The 19,975-nt window shown below is 36.6% G+C and carries 17 protein-coding genes and 1 riboswitch; of the genes, 16 read left to right on the top strand and 1 reads right to left on the bottom strand.

All coding sequences use genetic code 11. The features are described from left to right. Window positions 1-85 precede the first annotated feature (85 nt). From B3D94_RS03255 to B3D94_RS03210, 10 genes are all read left to right on the top strand, one after another. Window positions 86-427, top strand: coding sequence for a hypothetical protein (locus B3D94_RS03255; protein ID WP_025116633.1), 342 nt, complete (start codon window positions 86-88; stop codon window positions 425-427). A gap of 15 nt (window positions 428-442) precedes the next feature. Further along, window positions 443-754 (top strand): thioredoxin family protein, encoded by a 312-nt coding sequence (locus tag B3D94_RS03250; protein WP_069482510.1) that lies wholly within the window; start codon window positions 443-445, stop codon window positions 752-754. 56 nt (window positions 755-810) lie between these two features. Further along, a riboswitch (SAM riboswitch) is annotated at window positions 811-914 on the top strand. 83 nt (window positions 915-997) lie between these two features. Beyond that, complete coding sequence (locus B3D94_RS03245) at window positions 998-2,026, top strand: methionine ABC transporter ATP-binding protein (RefSeq protein WP_036120001.1); 1,029 nt, start codon at window positions 998-1,000, stop codon at window positions 2,024-2,026. Further along, window positions 2,016-2,684 (top strand): methionine ABC transporter permease, encoded by a 669-nt coding sequence (locus B3D94_RS03240; protein WP_031417714.1) that lies wholly within the window; start codon window positions 2,016-2,018, stop codon window positions 2,682-2,684. The genes B3D94_RS03245 and B3D94_RS03240 overlap by 11 nt, the downstream gene beginning before the upstream one ends. 66 nt (window positions 2,685-2,750) lie before the next feature. Further along, window positions 2,751-3,602 (top strand): MetQ/NlpA family ABC transporter substrate-binding protein, encoded by an 852-nt coding sequence (locus B3D94_RS03235; protein ID WP_291754624.1) that lies wholly within the window; start codon window positions 2,751-2,753, stop codon window positions 3,600-3,602. 684 nt (window positions 3,603-4,286) lie between these two features. Continuing rightward, window positions 4,287-5,612 carry a nucleotide sugar dehydrogenase gene (locus B3D94_RS03230; protein ID WP_069482507.1) on the top strand — a complete coding sequence of 442 codons (1,326 nt, stop codon included), beginning with the start codon at window positions 4,287-4,289 and terminating at the stop codon, window positions 5,610-5,612. A gap of 16 nt (window positions 5,613-5,628) precedes the next feature. Beyond that, window positions 5,629-7,059: a polysaccharide deacetylase family protein gene (locus B3D94_RS03225; protein ID WP_254664323.1), complete on the top strand. Its 1,431-nt coding sequence runs from the start codon at window positions 5,629-5,631 to the stop codon at window positions 7,057-7,059. Further along, window positions 7,056-8,927 carry a glycosyltransferase family 2 protein gene (locus B3D94_RS03220; protein ID WP_069482506.1) on the top strand — a complete coding sequence of 624 codons (1,872 nt, stop codon included), beginning with the start codon at window positions 7,056-7,058 and terminating at the stop codon, window positions 8,925-8,927. The genes B3D94_RS03225 and B3D94_RS03220 overlap by 4 nt, the downstream gene beginning before the upstream one ends. After that, window positions 8,924-10,675: a polysaccharide deacetylase family protein gene (locus B3D94_RS03215; RefSeq protein ID WP_291754617.1), complete on the top strand. Its 1,752-nt coding sequence runs from the start codon at window positions 8,924-8,926 to the stop codon at window positions 10,673-10,675. The genes B3D94_RS03220 and B3D94_RS03215 overlap by 4 nt, the downstream gene beginning before the upstream one ends. Window positions 10,676-10,697: 22 nt before the next feature. Beyond that, the gene (locus B3D94_RS03210; RefSeq protein WP_254664374.1) at window positions 10,698-11,774 is read left to right on the top strand and encodes a glycosyl hydrolase family 18 protein; all 1,077 of its coding nucleotides are present in this window, start codon (window positions 10,698-10,700) and stop codon (window positions 11,772-11,774) included. A gap of 84 nt (window positions 11,775-11,858) precedes the next feature. On the opposite strand, the gene B3D94_RS03205 is transcribed toward B3D94_RS03210, so the two are convergent. After that, window positions 11,859-12,761: a LysR family transcriptional regulator gene (locus B3D94_RS03205; protein WP_069482503.1), complete on the bottom strand. Its 903-nt coding sequence runs from the start codon at window positions 12,759-12,761 to the stop codon at window positions 11,859-11,861. Between the two features lie 521 nt (window positions 12,762-13,282). Between B3D94_RS03205 and sufC the strand changes: the two genes are divergently transcribed. The 6 genes from sufC to B3D94_RS03175 all read left to right on the top strand — a co-directional run bounded on the left by sufC (window position 13,283) and on the right by B3D94_RS03175 (window position 19,922). Further along, on the top strand, window positions 13,283-14,062 hold the full coding sequence (gene sufC / locus B3D94_RS03200; protein ID WP_004228249.1) for a Fe-S cluster assembly ATPase SufC: 780 nt from the start codon (window positions 13,283-13,285) through the stop codon (window positions 14,060-14,062). An 18-nt stretch (window positions 14,063-14,080) separates the two neighbouring features. Further along, window positions 14,081-15,388, top strand: coding sequence for a Fe-S cluster assembly protein SufD (gene sufD, locus B3D94_RS03195; RefSeq protein ID WP_069482502.1), 1,308 nt, complete (start codon window positions 14,081-14,083; stop codon window positions 15,386-15,388). After that, window positions 15,388-16,617: a cysteine desulfurase gene (locus B3D94_RS03190; RefSeq protein ID WP_069482501.1), complete on the top strand. Its 1,230-nt coding sequence runs from the start codon at window positions 15,388-15,390 to the stop codon at window positions 16,615-16,617. Before sufD ends, B3D94_RS03190 begins: the two co-directional genes overlap by 1 nt. Then, window positions 16,607-17,032, top strand: coding sequence for a Fe-S cluster assembly sulfur transfer protein SufU (gene sufU, locus B3D94_RS03185; RefSeq protein ID WP_291754612.1), 426 nt, complete (start codon window positions 16,607-16,609; stop codon window positions 17,030-17,032). The genes B3D94_RS03190 and sufU overlap by 11 nt, the downstream gene beginning before the upstream one ends. A gap of 99 nt (window positions 17,033-17,131) precedes the next feature. Then, window positions 17,132-18,529 carry a Fe-S cluster assembly protein SufB gene (sufB, locus tag B3D94_RS03180; protein ID WP_069482499.1) on the top strand — a complete coding sequence of 466 codons (1,398 nt, stop codon included), beginning with the start codon at window positions 17,132-17,134 and terminating at the stop codon, window positions 18,527-18,529. Between the two features lie 406 nt (window positions 18,530-18,935). Further along, entirely contained in the window at window positions 18,936-19,922 is a 987-nt protein-coding gene (locus tag B3D94_RS03175) for an ABC transporter substrate-binding protein (RefSeq protein WP_291754609.1), read from the top strand. The last annotated feature ends 53 nt before the right edge of the window (window positions 19,923-19,975 follow it).

Genomic DNA, 19,975 nt, shown 5'->3' with positions numbered 1-19,975 from the left:
CCATAATCAAAAAACGTCGGAAACTACCGGCGTTTTTTATTATATAATAATGTATAAGTGGGTATGTCTAAATGGAGGTGGCGTAATGTTCGATGGGAAATGCTTGATAGTAGAAGGACGCTCAGATAAGCTACAAATTGAGCCAATTTTGAACGAGAATGTTACAATACTATGTACGAATGGAACAATTGGAGTGCATCAATTAGAGGAGCTAATAGACCCCTATGAGGGCTGCGAGCTATTTACTTTTTTTGATGCTGATACTTCAGGCGATAAGCTACGCGCTTTAATGGACAGACATTATCCGGAAGCGGAGCATTTACGTACAATGCCGACATATAAGGAAGTAGAAACAACACCAAGAAAAGTGTTAGCAATGATTTTACTGCGTGCGCATTTCTCAATCCATAATGAATATATTTTGTAAGGTTGCGTGAACTAAATGGAAGAATGGTCAAAAGAGCAGTGGGAGACGGCTTTACAGTCGGGAGAAAAAGCTGCGTTTTATTTATATACACCGATGTGTGGTACATGTGCAGTGGCATCGAAAATGATGTCAATTGTAGAACAACTATTACCTCACCTAAAACTAGGGAAAGCAAATATTAATTTTTTGGAGCAAATTGCTATTGAACATCAAATTGAAAGCGTCCCTTGTTTACTTGTTTGTGATGGCGGCAAAGTGACAGAAAAGATTTATGCTTTTCAATCCGTACCATTTTTGTACGAATTGTTAAAAAAATCAATTGACTGAACTTTATTAGCGTGGTAAAGTAACAAATATATTACTAAAACATTAAATATATCGAACTCTTATGAAGAGCGGCGGAGGGAAGTGCCCTATGAAGCCCGGCAACCATCACATAGTGAAAAGGTGCCAAATCACCCAAAGATTTTTCTTTGAAAGATGAGAGAACGGTTCAACGTATAATACGTGACCCCTTCTACTTGTCTATGAGTGAAGGGGTTTTTTTATATAAGAAAAGGAGTATTCGCTATGATACAGCTTCAAAATATAACGAAGAAATACAAAACAGCAAATGGCGAATTAACGGCAGTCAAAGATGTTAACCTTACTATTAATAAGGGTGAAATTTTTGGCATTATCGGCTATAGTGGCGCTGGTAAAAGTACCATGATTCGTTTACTTAATGGTTTAGAGAAACCAACAGCAGGAACAGTAACGGTGAACAATCAAGAATTTTCATCGATTAAAGGTCAAAAGCTTAGAGCAGCTAGACAAAAGGTTAGTATGATTTTTCAACATTTTAACCTACTTTGGTCGCGAACAGTTGCAGAAAACATTGCCTTCCCATTAGAAATTGCAGGTGTATCAAAAGCTCAACGTGAGGCACGGGTGAAGGAATTGATAGCACTTGTTGGCTTAGAGGGTCGCGATCAAGCATATCCATCACAGCTGTCTGGTGGACAAAAGCAACGTGTAGGGATTGCACGAGCATTAGCAAATAATCCAGAGGTTTTACTATGTGATGAGGCAACATCTGCACTAGATCCTGAGACAACAGATGCAATTCTTGATTTACTGGTGGATATTAATGAACGTTTAGGGTTAACGATTGTCCTCATTACTCATGAAATGCATGTCATTCGCAAGATTTGTCATCGTGTAGCAGTGATGGAGGCAGGCGAAATTGTAGAGCGTGGAGAAGTATTACAAGTTTTCCAGGCTCCTCAGGCTGCCATTACTAAGAAATTTGTAGCTCAAATTACAAATACAAAGGAAACACAGGATACAGTAGAACAAATCAAAGCAAATTATCCAACTGGACAACTTGTCAAATTGATTTTTGTTGGTGAAAAAACAGAACAGCCAGTTATTTCACATCTAGTGAAGCAATTCGATGTGGAAGTAAGCATTGTACACGGAAATATTTCACAAACGAAAAATGGTGCATATGGTACCCTCATTGTGCAAATTGACGGGTCCAAAGCAAACGTGACTGAAGCCTTAAGCTATTTAAATACAGTGGAAGTACAAACGGAGGTGATTGCAGATGCTAACTAATCTCTTTCCGAATGTAGACTGGGATAGCATGTGGCAGGCTACGTATGAAACATTATATATGACGGCCATTTCTACAGTTATTACATTTATTCTTGGGTTAGCCATTGGGATCGTCCTATTTTTAACAAGTCCGAATCAGTTATGGGCTAATAAAATTGTTAGCTTTTTAACAGGGTCGCTCGTTAACATATTCCGTTCTATCCCATTTATCGTGTTAATTATTTTATTAATTCCATTCACTAAGTTTTTACTAGGTACAATCCGTGGAGCTAATGCTGCTTTACCAGCTTTAATTATCGGTGCAGCTCCGTTCTATGCGCGTATGGTATTAATTGCGTTACGAGAAATTGATAAGGGTGTTATTGAAGCAGCTCGTTCAATGGGGGCTAAAACAGCCACAATTATTTGGAAAGTTCTGATCCCTGAATCCTTACCAGCACTTATTTCAGGTATTACAGTTACGGCTGTAGCACTTGTCGGTTATACAGCAATGGCAGGAATAATCGGTGCAGGGGGTCTTGGAAACTTAGCCTTCTTAGACGGTTTCCAAAGAAATCGCCAAGATGTGACATTAATGGCAACTATTTTGATCTTAGTAGTAGTCTTTATCATCCAATGGATTGGTGATTTCATTACAGAAAAAATTGATAAACGTTAATAAAACTGAGGTTATTCCGGTTCTTGCCGCTAACATATTTTTATCAAAATAAAAGGAGTGTCATAAATGAAAAAGTTATTAACAGGATTATTTTTATCAATACTTGTACTAGCTTTAGCAGCTTGCGGTACTGATAAAAAAGAGGATGCAAATTCAGCATCTGGTGATAAAACAGATAGTAAAGAAAACGTTACTTTAACAGTGGGAGCTTCTAATACACCACATGCAGTAATTTTGGATAAAGCAAAACCGATTTTAGCTGAGAAAGGTATTGACCTAAAAGTAGAAACATATACAGACTATGTGCTACCAAACCAAGATTTAGAATCAAAAGATTTGGATGCAAATTACTTCCAACATATTCCGTATTTAGAGTTGCAAATTAAAGACAATGGCTATGACTTCGTCAATGCTGGTGGTGTTCATATTGAGCCAATCGGTATTTATTCTAAAAAATATAAATCTTTAGAGGAACTGCCTGAAGGTGCATCAATCTTACTTTCTAATTCAGTATCAGATCATGGTCGTATGCTGTCATTATTAGAAGCTAAGGGCTTAATTAAATTAAAAGATGGTATTGATAAAACAGCAGCAGAAATTAAGGATATAGAAGAAAATCCTAAAAACTTTAAATTTGATGCGAATACTGCACCAGAAATGCTTGTACAAATGTACGAAAACGACGAAGGGGACGCAGTGCTGATCAATTCTAACTTTGCTATTGATAATGGCTTAAATCCAATCGAAGATGCGATTTCTCTTGAAGACAAAGAGTCGCCATACGTAAACATCATCGCAGTACGTGCTGGTGATGAATCAAGACCAGAAATTAAAACATTATTAGAAGTATTAACGTCTAAAGAAATCCAAGACTTTATCTTAGAAGAATGGAAAGGTGCAGTAGTACCTGTTCAATAATCTAAACAGAAGAGTACGTAAGTAGTGAATTACTTATGTACTCTTTTTCTTTGAAGCTGTTTAACTAAATTTTGACTGCTTTCGGATAGTGACTATTTACAGGTTGTCGATTTCCGAGGAAATAAAAATAGCTATGTAAATTATTTACAACAGCTCATGTAGTGCCTATTCTACATATTTCAAAGTATTGTTCTACCTAATCCCTCCAGTATCGGTTAAAACCAATGCTGGAGGGATTTTTTTAGAGATTTCAAGAAAGAAAAAAATGTTAATTTTCTATTTATTAACATTCTTCAGTGTTACTTAGCATCTTTTTCATCTACACTATAAAAAGACTCTGAATATATTTACTAAAAATTTGAATAAATAATGAATTTTTTTGTTCTAAATACTAATAAAGTAGGTGTTTTATCGTGAATGAAGGAATTATTTAGAAATTGTTTAGTTGCAAGTAGTACTATATAATTGTTAGAAAAGTTTTTTTGTGAAATTTAGATTTTATTCATCTATTTTGACTACAAAAATCATACTTAAGTATGTGGAGATGAAAGGGGTTTGGTTAAAATGGCAATGAGAAATAACCTATTACGTTGCAGAATATTCGGCATATATAAGTAGAATGAATAGAAAACGGAAAAATGGCGATAAAAATTACATGAAAGTTTAGCCAAAGGAGTTATTGTTATGACGATAAACACGAAATCAATGAGCTCAGCTTTATTAAATAAAATTCAAACAAAAAAAGCGACAATTGGGGTAATTGGCCTCGGCTATGTAGGTCTACCATTTGCCATTGAAATTGTTCAAAAAGGTTTTCATGTTTTAGGCTTTGATAAAAATCAAGAAAAAATCGCCCTGTTGCAAAACGGTGAAAGCTATATAGCTGATATCCCGAAAGAAAATATACAGCCACTATTAAAGGAACATCAATTTGAAGCAACCTATGATTTTTCCAAACTTGCATCTGTTGATGTTGTCATCATTTGTGTGCCAACCCCTACAACTGAGGATGGTACTCCTGATATTTCCTATATAGAAGAAGCAGCTCACGATATTGGGTGCCATATTAATGCAAATGCACTAGTCATTCTTGAAAGTACGACCTATCCTGGGACAACAGAGGAAATTGTTCAGCCTATTTTGCAAAAACATGGCTTTGCAGTTGGTCAAGATTTATTTTTAGCCTATTCACCAGAACGAGTGGATCCTGGTAATAGTAATTTTTCAGTTTCTAATACACCCAAAGTTGTTGGCGGTGTCACTTCCACATGCTTGGAAGTTTCAAAGGTTTTTTATGAAACAGTCATTCATACTAGTGTATATACGGTAACAAGTCCGAAAGTTGCCGAAATGGAGAAATTATTGGAAAATACGTTTCGCCAAATCAACATCGCTCTTGTCAATGAGCTAAGTCAAATTTGCAATAAAATGAACATTGATATTTGGGAAGTCATCGATGCCGCCTCAACAAAGCCTTATGGATTTATGCCATTTAAACCTGGCCCAGGAGTGGGTGGACATTGTATCCCTGTGGACCCTAAATATTTATTGTGGGCGGGTCAACAGCATGGTGTCTCAGCAACATTAATTGAAGCAGCAGATAAAATTAATGATTCGATGCCTAACTTTGTTGTGGAGAGGCTTGAGCAGTACTTACGTATTCAAAATACCGAGCTGCGCCAAGCAAAAATTGTTATTATTGGTGTCACGTATAAGCCGGAAATAAATGACTCACGCGAATCTCCCGCACTACGTGTCATTCAACAATTACTAGATAATCAGTGCTCATTACAGATTATCGACCCTTATATTCAAACATTCCCAGTAGAACAATCGATATTCAATACAGTTCCTTTAACAGAAAAAATTATTAAAGATGCAGATGCAGTATTGATTTTAACCAACCATTCCAACATTGATTATTCATTAATTGATCAACAAGCGTCATTAATTTTTGATACACGTAATACCCATTTTTTATTTAAGAATAAATATTATTACAAGTTATAAGGAGAGTTCGTGGGTCATGAAACAGCTAAAAATATGTGGGCTTCTACTCCTGATGTTCTTAGCAGGATGTCAATCCACTCCTCAAAAAACGATTCAACCAATTGATTCTACTATAGAGATTAAGGAATCTGATGGTACGATGAGTGATTCAATCAGCCATGCCGATATTATTAAGCCAAAAGTGGCTCTAACGTTTAATGGCTTTGCGGATAATCAAACCATGGAGCTACTACTGAAGAAATTAGATGAATCTAATATGAAAGCTACCTTCTTCTTAGAGGGGCTACGAGTGGCACAGGAGCCGGAGCTTGTTCAAGACATTTTAAAAAGAGGCCATGAAGTCCAAAACGGTACCTTGTCATTTCCAGATGTCACCGCTTTAGACTATGATCAAACCTATGAGGAGATTTATTTAACGAATCAAATATTTGAGGAGCATTTAGGATATAAGCCCAAATATGTTCGAAGTCGTTCCGGTGATATTACAGATAATATGCGCTTAGCGGCTGCTGCACTGGATATGAATGCAGTGATAGGATTATCTATTAATCCACTTGATCGAAAAATGCAAAGTGCCCAAGAATTGATTGATTATATTGACAAATATATTGATAGAGGCTCTATTATTCATCTTAATACTTATATTAATCCTGCCATTATAGATACCATTCCTTTACTAGCACAATTAGCAAAAGAGCATGATTACACAATTACTACTTTAAATGATTTGTTAGATGAGCGTTATTTAACAAAGTCGTTAGAAGAAATAGCAGGTCATGATGCAATCAAACCTAACTTAAATTATGAAAATATCGAACCACATTTATTTTATCGAAAAGAGACATCTAAAAAAGAAATTGCCATTACCTTTGATGACTGGGCACATGAACAGCAAGTGAAAGATGTTTTAGATGTTTTAAAAAAATATAATATTAAAAGTACATTTTTCTTAATCGGTAGTGGGGTGGAGAAAAATCCACAATTAGCAAAATTAATACAAGAGGAAGGTCATGAAGTAGCAAGTCACTCCTATTACCATTTAGATGTTACTAAGATGACGCCAGAGGAAATACAGGATGATTTAGTGAAGGCCCATAAGGCACTCACTTATGCGTTACAGGAACCACCTTTACTTTATTTTAGACCAGCACAAGGAATCATGGATGAGCGAACTGCTAAAGTGATTACTGCTACAGGAATTCAAACCATTGCCATGTATGACATTGCTTCTTTTGACTGGAATTTAGATTACAGTGCTCAGGATATTTATGATCGGGTCATATCTAGAGCAGCGCCAGGAAAGGTTATTGTCATGCACATCTTAGATGGAACTAAAACAGTTGAGGCACTTCCATTAATTATTGAAAAGTTGCAACAAGATGGTTATAGCTTTAGTAAAATGTCAACTTGGATTGAAGAAGATGCAAATAGGGATGTGAATAAATGATAAAAACGAAAAAAGAGGTTTTAACAGTACCGCGATCAGACCGTCGGATTCTATCAAATATTCCTGATCCCGAAAATGTCCGGAACCTTGTCAATCGTCGAGGTGCATCTTATCAGAAAGAAGAAATTGATCCGACAGATGTCAATGAAATTTATCGTCTCCAACAGCTTAGCTTACGCTATGAAACTCATTTTGAAGTATTGGTGAGAAGAGCAAGGCATAAAATAAGTTCAGACAAATACTATGCGGAAGATATTTCAGTTACGGGAATCCTTGTATATTCTCAACAGCCTCAACAATTATTAAAAGATGAAATTTTAGAAATGAATTTTACGATTCCAGGGGGCGCAATGCCCGAGGGATATGAGGCAAAAGTAAAGTTAAAGGCAAAGGTGGTCAGACATTTTACTAAAGAGGTGGATGGTCAAACGCTGTATTACTTTGCTTGTGAATTTCTCCAACCTTTAAATGAATATATGGTAAAAAAGCGGTGGGGCATTTCTGTTTTTATGGCGAGCCTATTTTTATTGGTCGTCACTCTTATTGTCATGCTGATGAGAGCAGAAAGTGTTATTTATTTTAGGTTTAATAAATTTTTATATCTTTATAGTATTATAGCCGCAACGTTTCTATTAAGTAGATACCTATTTGGTATTTTCTATAAAAATGTACCAATCAATCCGCATTATGAGCCCGGTGTATCCATAATTATCCCTGTATTTAACGAGGAAGAATGGATACATCGAACGATTTCAAGCTGTATTAATCAGTACTATCCTGTCGATAAGTTAGAAGTGATTGTCGTGGATGATTGCTCTACGGATGGGACGGAGGAAAAAGCTAAGGAAATGATTGATCTTATTCATTTTGAGGGTGGGCGTTTTAAAACGACTGATCGCTTAAAGTTTTCTAAGCTCCCTCAAAATGGTGGAAAACGTGAAGCACTAGTAGCCGGTGTTCATCAAGCAAAACATGACTTAGTGGTTTTTGTGGATTCAGATAGTTTTTTGGAGCCACATGCAATTCGCAATTTAGTACAGCCTTTCCAAGATCCTAAAATGGGTGGTGTAGCTGGTCGGACAGAGGTAGAAAATAAATTTACTAATGCCCTGACCAAACTACAGACAGTGCGTTATTATATTGCCTTTCGTATAATGAAAGCGGCTGAATCTTGGTTTGATACGGTAACATGCTTATCAGGACCTTTAGCTTGTTATCGAAAAGAACTAATTTTAAAGAATGAAACAGCCTGGCTCAATCAAAAATTTCTTGGGCAGCCTGCTACATTTGGTGATGATCGTAGTATGACAAACTATATTTTGAAAACTCATCGAACAGGTTATCAGGATAATGCAATTTGTTCGACGATCGTCCCCTCTGACACAAAGGTTTTTTTATCTCAGCAAATGAGATGGAAACGTTCTTGGTTAAGAGAATCTTTACGAGCATTTTTATTTATGTGGAAAAAAGAACCCTTCATGTTCCTTTTCTTCATCATAGGTTTAATTGTGCCAATTGCAGCACCCATTGTCGTCGTTTACAACTTAATCTATGTGCCGATTATGTATGGCGTTTTTCCAACTACCTTTTTATTAGGTTTACTTTTAATGGCCATGCTAATGAGTTTGGCTCATCTATTCTTTAGAAAAAGTAAATTATGGTTATTCGGGTTTATCTTCGTTCTTTATTATGAATTTATTTTACTCTGGCAAATGCCAGTTGCATGGGTAACATTTTGGAAATCAACGTGGGGAACAAGGGAAACGCCACAAGACGTTTTGGCAAAAGAAAAGAAAATAGAAAAGCAAAAATTACGAAAATCCCGATTTTCAATGTTGAAAATTAGAAAAATGGGTGAGAAGGAATGAAAGAGAAAAATGTAATTTTACAGCCAGCTAAAAAAAATCGAAGGAAAATTATACGCTCGATCCTACAATTAATCGTTGTTGTCTTTTTAGCAGTTGTGTTAATTAAAGCCGTTTTTCTGACAGACAAGAGATTTGCTGAGGCGGTACCATTAAACAATAAAGAAGGATTTATAGCACTTTCCTATTTTGGGGTGAGTAGAAATGACTCCCCTAAATATGTGTCAAAGAAGAATTTAGAAGAACAATTAACATTGCTTGAAAAACAAGGCTATCAAACGATTACACAACAGGATATATTGGATTTTTATCAAAAGAACAAACCATTACCTGAAAAAGCATTGTTTTTATCATTTGAGGATGGACGTACGGATTCTAGTATTTTCGCACAAAATATTATGGAGAAATTAAATTACAAGGCTACGATGTTTACGTATGCCAATAAAATGGATACCCGTGATCATAAATTTTTAAAGCCAAAAGATTTGAAGTTGATGGAGAAAAGCGGCTATTGGGAATTAGGCTCTAATGGGTACCGACTAACCTATATTAATATTTTTAATGATAAAGGGCAGTCCTTAGGAATGATTGACGAAAATAATATACCAAATAAAACAACAATCGAGTATTATAACCACTATTTAATGGATTTTATTCGTAATCAATATATGATTCCAAGTGAAACTCGACAAGAGATGGAAATTCGAATTAAGAAAGACTACAAGCTTATGCAAGATATCTATCAGCAAGAGTTTGGGAAAGTTCCAAAAGCCTATGCCATTATGCATGCTAATTCATTGTATAACAATATGGACCCACTGGTGCAGAGTGCCAATGACAAGGAAATTAAAGACAAGTTTCTTATGCACTTTAATCGAGAATTGAGTGCCTATAATGATAAAGATAGCGATCTATATAACTTGAATCGATTACAAGTTTCCCCTTATTGGTCAACCAATCATGTAATGATGAAGATCAGACAGGCTAGCAATCAAAATGTAGAGTTTAAAATAGGAGATCCTGCATTAGCCCAAAAATGGCATACCGTTAATGGGGCGGCAGAATTTGATCAGAATAAAGTCATATTAACATCAGCTCCCTCTAGTGAAGGTAGGATACTTTTAAAGGAAACAATGCCGCAACAATACAATGCGAATTTTACATTTAAAGGGAATGTGGTGGGTGAACAAGCGTTCTACGTCAATTATGATGATAAAACAAATAGCTATTTACGCATTGCCTTAATCGATAATGAGCTTGTAGTAAGTGAAAAATTACCAGCTTCAGACATTGTGGAAAAGGCTCGTTTTCCATTGAATGAGATTAAGTGGAATGAAGAGGAGTATGCATTTAATAAGGCGACCGTCTATACGTATCAGGATACCCAAAAGGGATCGCGGATTGTTGAAGAAGAATACCCAAGAAACTTAAGAAAAAATAGAGTATTTAACATTGCAGTAAATAAGGATAAAATAAACATAGATGTAGATAATGTATTATCTGAAACTATTCAAATTAACCCTAGCCTTCATGGATCACAAATAGGATTTGGGGCGTTGTTTAGTCATAAAGATACGTCCCATGAACAGTATGCAGATGATATATACGATACATTAATAGAAGATATTTTAATTACAGATAGAAAAGATCAAACCATTTTTACAAACCAATATACGAATTTCGAGAAGGTTAAGTATAAAAGTACAACATTGTTTAATCATGTTGTGGATTTCTTTATAGAAACCTTCTAATTTGGGGTGAAATTTGAAACAAGTGAAAAATTTTATATTATTTATCTGTATAGCTCTAATATTTATCACTGCTTGTAGTAATAGTAAAGAACCACCGGCTATAGCAAAGGAAGAATTGAAAGATAAAGCAAAGCTCCGTTTATCTATGTGGTTACCTGAATGGCAAAATCAATTAGCCTTAGAAGATGTCCAAAATTCTCAACAAGGATTACAAGATATACGCGTTTTTGGTGCATATTTTAATTATCAAGATGAATTGTTGTTAACGGATAGTGCAGTCGATATGTTGCAACAGACACAGCAGCAATACAATGAATCACATCATGTGATCCTAACGCTTATTAATGATTATGTGACAGATAATGCTTCATCTGTTCAAAAGGATAGTACACTTTTGCATAGGCTATTACAGGATTCCGCAGCAAGAAAAAAGCATATCAATAATATTTTGCAGGTAGTTGATCAATACCAACCGGATGGCATCGAAATTGATTATGAAAAGATAGCTAAAGAAGACCTTTCAAAATATGTTCAATTTTTAAAGGAGCTTTACCGAGAGCTTGCCAAAAAGAATGTTACACTGCATGTTGTGTTAGAGCCAAGCTTTCCGTTTGATGTGAAGCTACCAAATGGGCCTAGCTACACTGTAATGGCCTATAATGTACATGGTTATCATAGTGGTCCAGGTGCGAAAGCTACTTTTACCTTCCTCAATGATTTAATAAAAAAAATCAAAAAATCCAATCAAAAATTAGCCATCGCCTTTGCCACAGGTGGTTTCGATTGGGTAGCTCAAGGGAATACGGTTGCATTAACGGAGCTTGAGGCTGAGAAAGTATTAGCTGAAACAAACGCTAATAAAAAACGTGATAAAGCAAGTGGAGCAGTTTATTTTACGTATACAGATTCTAGCAATGTTAGTCATGAGGTTTGGTATGCTGACCAAGAAACACTTGAAAAATGGGTCAAATATGTCCAGAGGAAAAGCTATCATGATGTAGTGTTGTGGCGTGCAGGTGGATTAGGTGTCAAAACATTACACTGGATTAGTGAGCAAGAAACTGGAGAGCGTTCGTCTCCCCCAAAAAATCACCAATAAAGAGAATTTCAACAAAAGCCATCGAGAGTGAACTTTCTCGATGGCTTTTGCCTAAAGTTTAAATCGCCAGTTAAGGCGATTTTTTTATTGAAATTGGGACAGACGTGAAAAGAAATCTTTGACGAAATTTAAAAAAATGGTTTCTGATGGAGCGATTTCTCGATTGACTGGAGAAATAATGCCAACCGTCCTTGGGATGGAGGGTGATTCGATGGGCACCTTTACAGTAAAGCGAGCAGCAGAATCATAAAGTGAACTTTCTGGTAACAGACTAACGCCTATTCCAGCTGCTACCAAGCCTTTAAGTGCATCCAAATCTTCACCCTCTGAAATAATATTAGGCAAAAATCCTGCAGCACGACAGGCATCCATTGCCACTTTATGTAATATATAGCCATCTGGAAATAACACAAATAGATCATTTCTCAATTCTGCGAGCTGGATACTCTCTCTTTTCGCTAATGGATGATTGGCAGGTAGAAGAGCTGCAATATTTTCTGTAAACAATATAGTCGACTCAATAGATTCATCTTTAGGAGGAAGCGGACCTAAAAAGGCAAGGTTTAACTCTCGATTTTTGACAGCATCAATTAAAAATCGGTAAGATCCTTGTCGTAGCTGAAATTGTAAATTTGGATGCTCTCGTTTAAATGCTGAGATAACGGTTGGAAGTACATAGCTAGCCAAGCTTGTTGGAAAGCCAATCTTAATAGAGCCCTTAGCAGGATCAAGATATTCTTCTACTTGTTTGGCAGCAAAATCAATGGCCTTTAATGCTGTAATGGTATGTTCAAGAAATGTCTTCCCAATCGGGGTTAATTTCACATTACGACCCACTCGTTCAAATAACGGAGTACCTAATTCATCTTCAAGATTTGCGATTTGCCGACTAATGGCTGATTGAGCTACGTGAAGATGCTCAGCGGCCTCTGAAATATGCTCGCGTTCAGCAACCTCCACAAAATAGCGTAATTGACGTAACTCCACTAACATTTCACCTCTATTAATCTAAAAATAAGATTGATTATAGCTCAATTATATAGTATTGAAGATAAAAAGTGACTGTAAATACAGAAAAAAGTTTAAGTATTCAGTAATCTTGTATAATAGAATTTTTTTGGGTGTAAAAGAGATTGCCTTGAAAATATCTTCATTTTATTGATTCCATTTTAATGAAATAGGTTATAGTATAGTTATGGTTGTTTATGCAAATTTGTCATAAAACCTCTACAATTAGCCCTTTTCATGAGGTTTCCACTATGTAGCTAGATGAAATCAATTCTCAATTAGAGATAATTCATTGAAAATGAAGAAAGTCTATTCTCAATATCTATTCCAAATAGTAATAATCTGAAAATGCTTACAAAGCCTTTATTTTTCAAGATTTTAATTGCGTAGAAGGAAAGTAATTGAAATGGTTTGCATAGAGAACGATTTTCAGTTAAGATTAGAATGATGATAATTAAGGAATGGTTGACCCATTCACTGAACACTATGGAGGTAATTTCATGTCAACTTTAGTTATTAAAGATCTTCACGTTGCTATCGACGGGAAAGAGATTTTAAAAGGCGTAAATCTTACAATTAATACAAACGAAATTCATGCAATCATGGGACCAAACGGAACTGGTAAATCAACACTAGCTTCTGCTATTATGGGTCACCCTAAATATGAAGTTACTTCAGGTACTGTTGAGCTTGATGGCGAAGATGTACTTGAGATGGAAGTAGACGAGCGTGCTCAAGCTGGTCTATTCCTAGCTATGCAATATCCTTCTGAAATTGCTGGTGTTACAAATGCTGATTTCTTACGTTCAGCTATTAATGCTCGCCGTGAAGAGGGCGATGAAATTTCATTAATGAAGTTTATCCGTGAATTAGATAAAAACATGGAATTCCTAGAAATGAACGAAGATATGGCACAACGTTATTTAAATGAAGGTTTCTCTGGCGGTGAGAAAAAGCGTAATGAAATTCTTCAATTAATGATGATTAAACCAACGATCGCTATTTTAGACGAAATTGACTCTGGTCTTGATATTGATGCACTTAAAGTAGTATCTAAAGGAATCAACGCAATGCGCGGTGAAGGCTTTGGCTGCTTAATGATTACGCACTATCAACGTCTTCTTAACTACATTACACCAGACCATGTACACGTAATGATGCAAGGACGTGTTGTGAAATCAGGTGGTGCAGAGCTTGCACAACGCTTAGAAGCAGAAGGTTATGACTGGATCAAAAAAGAATTAGGTATTGAAGAAGAAACAGAAGAACAAGAAGCATAAGAGGGAGGACGAACTAGCATGACAGTGGAACTTAACTTGCCTGTAACAGTACAGGACGTGCGCTCGTTCTCAGAAGCAAATGGTGAACCAACTTGGTTTACAGAGCTTCGCGCGGCAGCACTAGACAAAGTAACTGGTTTAGATTTGCCAAAACCAGATAGAACTAATATTACAAAATGGGATTTCATGAACTTCCCAGTATTTACAGTTCATAGTGAGGCATTTCCATCATTGGATGCTTTACCTGAAGAAGCAAAAGGGTTAATTGACCTTGAAGTGCAAGAAAACCTTTATATTCAACGCAATAATACACCAGCTTACATTAAAACATCACAAGAGCTTGCTGATAAAGGTGTTATTTTTACAGATATTTTTACAGCAGTTCGTGACCATGGTGAGCTTGTTCAAAAATACTTTATGACTGAAGCTGTTAAAGTGGATGAGCATAAGTTAACAGCGCTTCATACAGCACTTGTTAACGGTGGCGTATTTGTTTACGTACCAAAAAATGTAGTCATCGAGCAACCACTTCAAGTTGTTTTCTTAAACGATAATGCTGAAGCATCATTATACAACCATGTATTAGTAGTAGCAGAAGCAAATTCTGCTGTAACATATGTGGAAACATATATTTCAACGGTTGAAGAAGCAAAAGGCCAAGCAAATATTATTGCGGAAGTAGTTGTCCAAGATAATGCGCAAGTAACATATGGAGCAGTGGATGTACTTGCAAAAGGCTTTACGACATATGTAAATCGTCGTGCACGCTTAGCGCGTGACGCAAAAGTAGATTGGGCTCTTGGTTTAATGAATGACTCAGATACAATCTCAGAAAATATTACTCATCTAATTGGTGACGGTTCTCATGCAGATACAAAAACAGTAGTTGTTGGTCGTGGAGAACAAAAACTTAACTTCACTACAGAGGTTCGTCACTGGGGTAAAAACTCAAACGGGCATATCTTAAAACATGGTGTCATGAAAGATGCAGCTCAATCTATCTTTAATGGTATTGGCTATATCGAACATGGTGCAACGAAAGCAGATGCACAACAAGAATCACGTGTATTAATGCTTTCTGAAAAAGCTCGAGGGGATGCAAACCCAATTTTATTAATTGATGAAGATGATGTAACAGCAGGACACGCAGCATCTGTTGGTCGAGTAGATCCATTACAGCTTTACTATTTAATGAGCCGTGGTATCTCGAAAGCAGAAGCAGAGCGCCTTGTTATCCATGGATTCCTTGCGCCAGTTGTTACGCAATTACCAATTGAGGGCGTTCAAAAGCAACTGACGGAGGTTATTGAAAGGAAAGTTCGCTAATGATGAATAAAGACATTAAAAGCTATTTCCCAATTTTAAATCAGGATGTTAATGGTCATAGACTTGCGTATCTTGATAGTGCAGCGACATCTCAAAAACCTGTTCAAGTAATTGAAGCAATCAAAGCTTATTACGAATTCGATAATTCCAATGTTCACCGTGGTGTGCATACATTAGGAAACCGTGCTACAGATAAATATGAAGGTGCACGTGAAAAGGTTCGTAAGTTTATTAATGCTCAATCAACACAAGAAATTATTTTTACTCGTGGAACAACGACAGCCTTAAATACAGTAGCAGCCAGTTATGGACGTGCAAATGTTGCTGAGGGTGATGAAATCGTCATTACTCAAATGGAGCATCACTCCAATATTATTCCTTGGCAACAGTTAGCCAAAGAAAAAAAGGCGACATTGAAATATATTGAGCTAGAAGCTGATGGAACGATTAGTTTAGAAAAAGTACGTGCGACGATCACACCTCAAACAAAAATTGTGTCGGTGTCAATGGCATCAAACGTACTTGGAACTATTAATCCAATTAAAGAAATTGCCCAAATTGCACATGCTAATGGTGCTGTTATGGTGGCTGATGGAGCTCAAGCTGCTCCGCATATGAAAATCGATGTGCAAGATTTGGATGTAGATTTCTTAGGGTTCTCTGGGCATAAAATGTGCGGTCCTACTGGAATAGGTGTACTATATGGTAAAAAGGAACACCTTGAAAAGATGGAGCCAATTGAATTTGGTGGCGAAATGATCGATTTTGTAGGGTTATATGATTCAACGTGGAAGGAATTACCGTGGAAATTTGAAGGTGGAACGCCTATTATTGCAGGTGCAATAGGATTAGGTGCCGCTATTGATTTCTTAACTGAGATTGGGTTAGATAATATTGCAGAGCATGAGCATAAGCTTGTAGGCTACGCAATGGATCAGCTTGAAACAATTGACGGTTTAAAAATTTTCGGCCCACGTGACCCAATGAAACGTTGTGGACTTGTGACATTTAACTTAGATGATGTCCATCCACATGATGTGGCAACGGTGCTTGATATGAATGGTATTGCTGTTCGTGCTGGTCATCACTGTGCACAACCACTAATGAAATGTCTTCAGCAAGTAGCGACAGCGCGTGCAAGCTTCTATCTGTATAATACAGAGGAGGATATTGACCGTCTTGTCGCAGGGTTACGTTCTGCGAAGGAGTATTTTGGCGATGTCTTTTAATAATTTAGATCAACTATATCGTTCAGTCATTATGGATCACTATAAAAATCCTCGTAATAAGGGTGCTTTAGAAGGTGAAGCTGTAACGATTGATATGAACAATCCGACATGTGGAGACCGTATTCACTTAACATTAAAAGTGACTGACGGTGTTGTAGAGGATGCCAAATTTGAAGGTGAAGGCTGTTCAATTTCTATGTCTTCTGCCTCTATGATGACTCAACTGATTAAAGGGAAAAAGGTAGATGAAGCTTTAGAGCTTGCTGATATTTTTTCTAAAATGATGATGGGTGAAGAGTATAGCGATAAATATGACCTAGAGGATGTTGAAGCACTGCAAGGTGTCTCACAATTCCCTGCACGTATTAAATGTGCAACATTAGCTTGGAAAGCAATGGAAAAAGGTGTGAAATAAATCATACTGCCTTGTCGGCTGGGTGAAAGTGATATACTTTCACTCAAGGCAAGGGTCGAATACCTCGAACAATACATCTCAACGAACGGAGGAGAAAAGATGGCTAAAAAAATGCCTGATATCGGCGATTACAAATACGGTTTCCATGACAAGGACGTATCAATTTTCCGTTCAAAACGTGGTTTAACTGAAGAAATCGTCCGTGAAATTTCAAATATGAAACAAGAGCCAGAGTGGATGCTGGAGTACCGCTTAAAAGCACTTGAAACATTCTATGCAAAACCAATGCCACAATGGGGTGGCGATCTTGGTGATTTAGACTTTGATGAAATTACGTACTATGTAAAACCATCAGAAGCTACACAAAAATCATGGGATGAAGTACCTGACGAAATAAAAGCGACTTTTGATAAATTAGGGATTCCGGAAGCAGAACAAAAATATCTTGCGGGTGTATCTGCACAATATGAGTCAGAGGTAGTTTATCATAACATGAAGCAAGACCTTGAAGATCTTGGTATTGTGTTCAAAGATACAGACTCAGCATTACGCGAAAACGAAGAAATTTTCAAACAATATTGGGGTAAAGTAATCCCATACACAGATAATAAATTTGCGGCATTGAACTCAGCTGTATGGTCAGGTGGATCATTTATTTATGTACCACCAGGTGTTAAAGTTGAAACACCTTTACAAGCTTACTTCCGCATTAACTCTGAGAATATGGGGCAATTCGAACGTACGCTAATTATTGTGGATGAAGGCGCGCATGTACACTATGTTGAAGGTTGTACAGCCCCTGTTTACACAACAAACTCTTTACACTCAGCTGTTGTAGAAATTGTTGTTCGTAAAGATGCCTACTGCCGTTATACAACAATTCAAAACTGGGCAAACAACGTATACAATCTTGTAACGAAACGTACAGTTGTTGAAGAGAACGGTACAATGGAATGGATTGATGGTAACATTGGTTCTAAATTAACAATGAAATACCCAGCATGTATCCTAAAAGGTGAAGGTGCTCGTGGTATGACATTATCTATTGCATTAGCAGGTAAAGGTCAACATCAACATGCTGGAGCAAAAATGATTCATATGGCACCTAACACATCTTCTACAATCGTTTCTAAATCGATTGCTAAACAAGGTGGTAAGGTTACGTATATGGGACAAGTTCGTTTCGGTCCTAAAGCTAGCGGTGCTCGTGCCAACATTGAATGTGATACGCTGATTATGGATAATCAATCAACTTCTGATACAATTCCATACAACGAAATTCTGAATGATAACGTTTCTTTAGAGCATGAAGCTAAAGTTTCAAAAGTATCTGAAGAACAATTATTCTATTTAATGTCTCGTGGTATCTCTGAAGAAGAAGCGACAGAAATGATCGTAATGGGCTTCATCGAGCCATTCACAAAAGAATTACCAATGGAATATGCAGTAGAAATGAACCGTCTTATCAAGTTTGAGATGGAAGGTTCTATCGGATAAAATTAAAATAAAAGGGGCAGATTCTAATATCTGCTCCTTTTTTACGTTTTCTATGAGGAAGTAGAGGATGCTTTTATATCCTTCGATAAAATTTAAGGGGCACTTGAGAGTAATTGCTGAGAAAATGGAGAGAAGCAGCGAAGCCCTCACTTATCCCTTTAGGGAGGGCAATCGTTCAAAGCTTTATCAATCATCAGGTTTAGGACTTATTAAGCTTTGTAAGATAACTGGATTTACTGCATAAAGTATTAATTAACCCTTGTCACAACTATGTTTGTGGCAAGGGTTTTTGTTTTGTATGAAAAATAATTTTCTTAATATATTGAAATAATAGTGGATTTTTATAAGGAGACATACTACAATGATAATGAGAATCAATATCAATTAAGAAAGGGAGATTGAGTACATGAAAAACAAGTTTCTATTTATTAGTATGATAGCGGTATTTATGCTGATCCTCGCTGCATGCGGAGAGAAGAAAACAGATACGTCCACAAATTCTACGAAAGAGGAAGTATCACAAACACAAGACGATTCTGGCAATGAAAATGGGACAAGAACCATTGATTATCTTGGAGAAAGCTATGAAGTGCCAGATAAGGTCGAAAGAATTATTGTTACGGGTGCGATGGAGGCCATGGAAGATATGGTTGTACTTGATGTTCATCCGGTAGGAGCAATTGCGGTTGGTGGTAAATTCCCTGAGTTGTACGCTGCTATTACAGATAAGGCAGAATCGATTGGGGAGAAGATTAAGCCAAACTTTGAAAAAATATTAGAATTAGATCCAGATGTGATTTTAGGCTCAACAAAGTTTCCAGAGGAAGTACAAAGTAAATTAGAAAAAATTGCTCCAACCATTTTAGTTTCGCATATCTCTACGAATTGGGAGTCTAATTTAAACTTATTAGCTGAATTAACGGGCAAGCAAGCAGAGGCAGAAAAAATATTATCTACATATAAGGCTGATATTGAAGCGGCAAAATCTAGCCTAACAGAAAAGCTAGAAGGCAAAAAAGTTGCAGCCATTCGAATTCGTGGGGGACAAGCTTATGTCTATCCAAAAGAGGTGTTTTTAAACCCCGTTTTATATGGGGAGCTTGGTTTAGAAGTTCCTGCTGAAATCGCTAAGGCTAAATCACAAGAAGCGATTTCTGTTGAGCAACTAGCGGATATGAATCCAGATTATTTATTTGTGCAGTTTTCAACGGATGAAAATGCGGATGCTCCTAATGCGTTAGAAGATTTTAAAAAGAATCCCATTATCCAAAATATTAATGCCTTTAAAAATGAGCAAGTATTTGTGAATGTTGTGGACCCACTAATGGAAGGTGGCCCAGCGTTTAGTCGTATTACTTTTTTAGAGGCAATCCAACAAAATCTTGATAAATAACTTGTTTGGCATGAGTTCAATTTGTATAAGGACTCATGCTTTTTCTTTGTGAA

It is taken from the genome of Lysinibacillus sp. UBA5990, assembly GCF_002429815.1.
Taxonomy (GTDB): domain Bacteria; phylum Bacillota; class Bacilli; order Bacillales_A; family Planococcaceae; genus Lysinibacillus; species Lysinibacillus fusiformis.
Note: the sequence above shows the minus strand (reverse complement) of the source record. Positions and strands in the feature narration are given on the sequence as shown.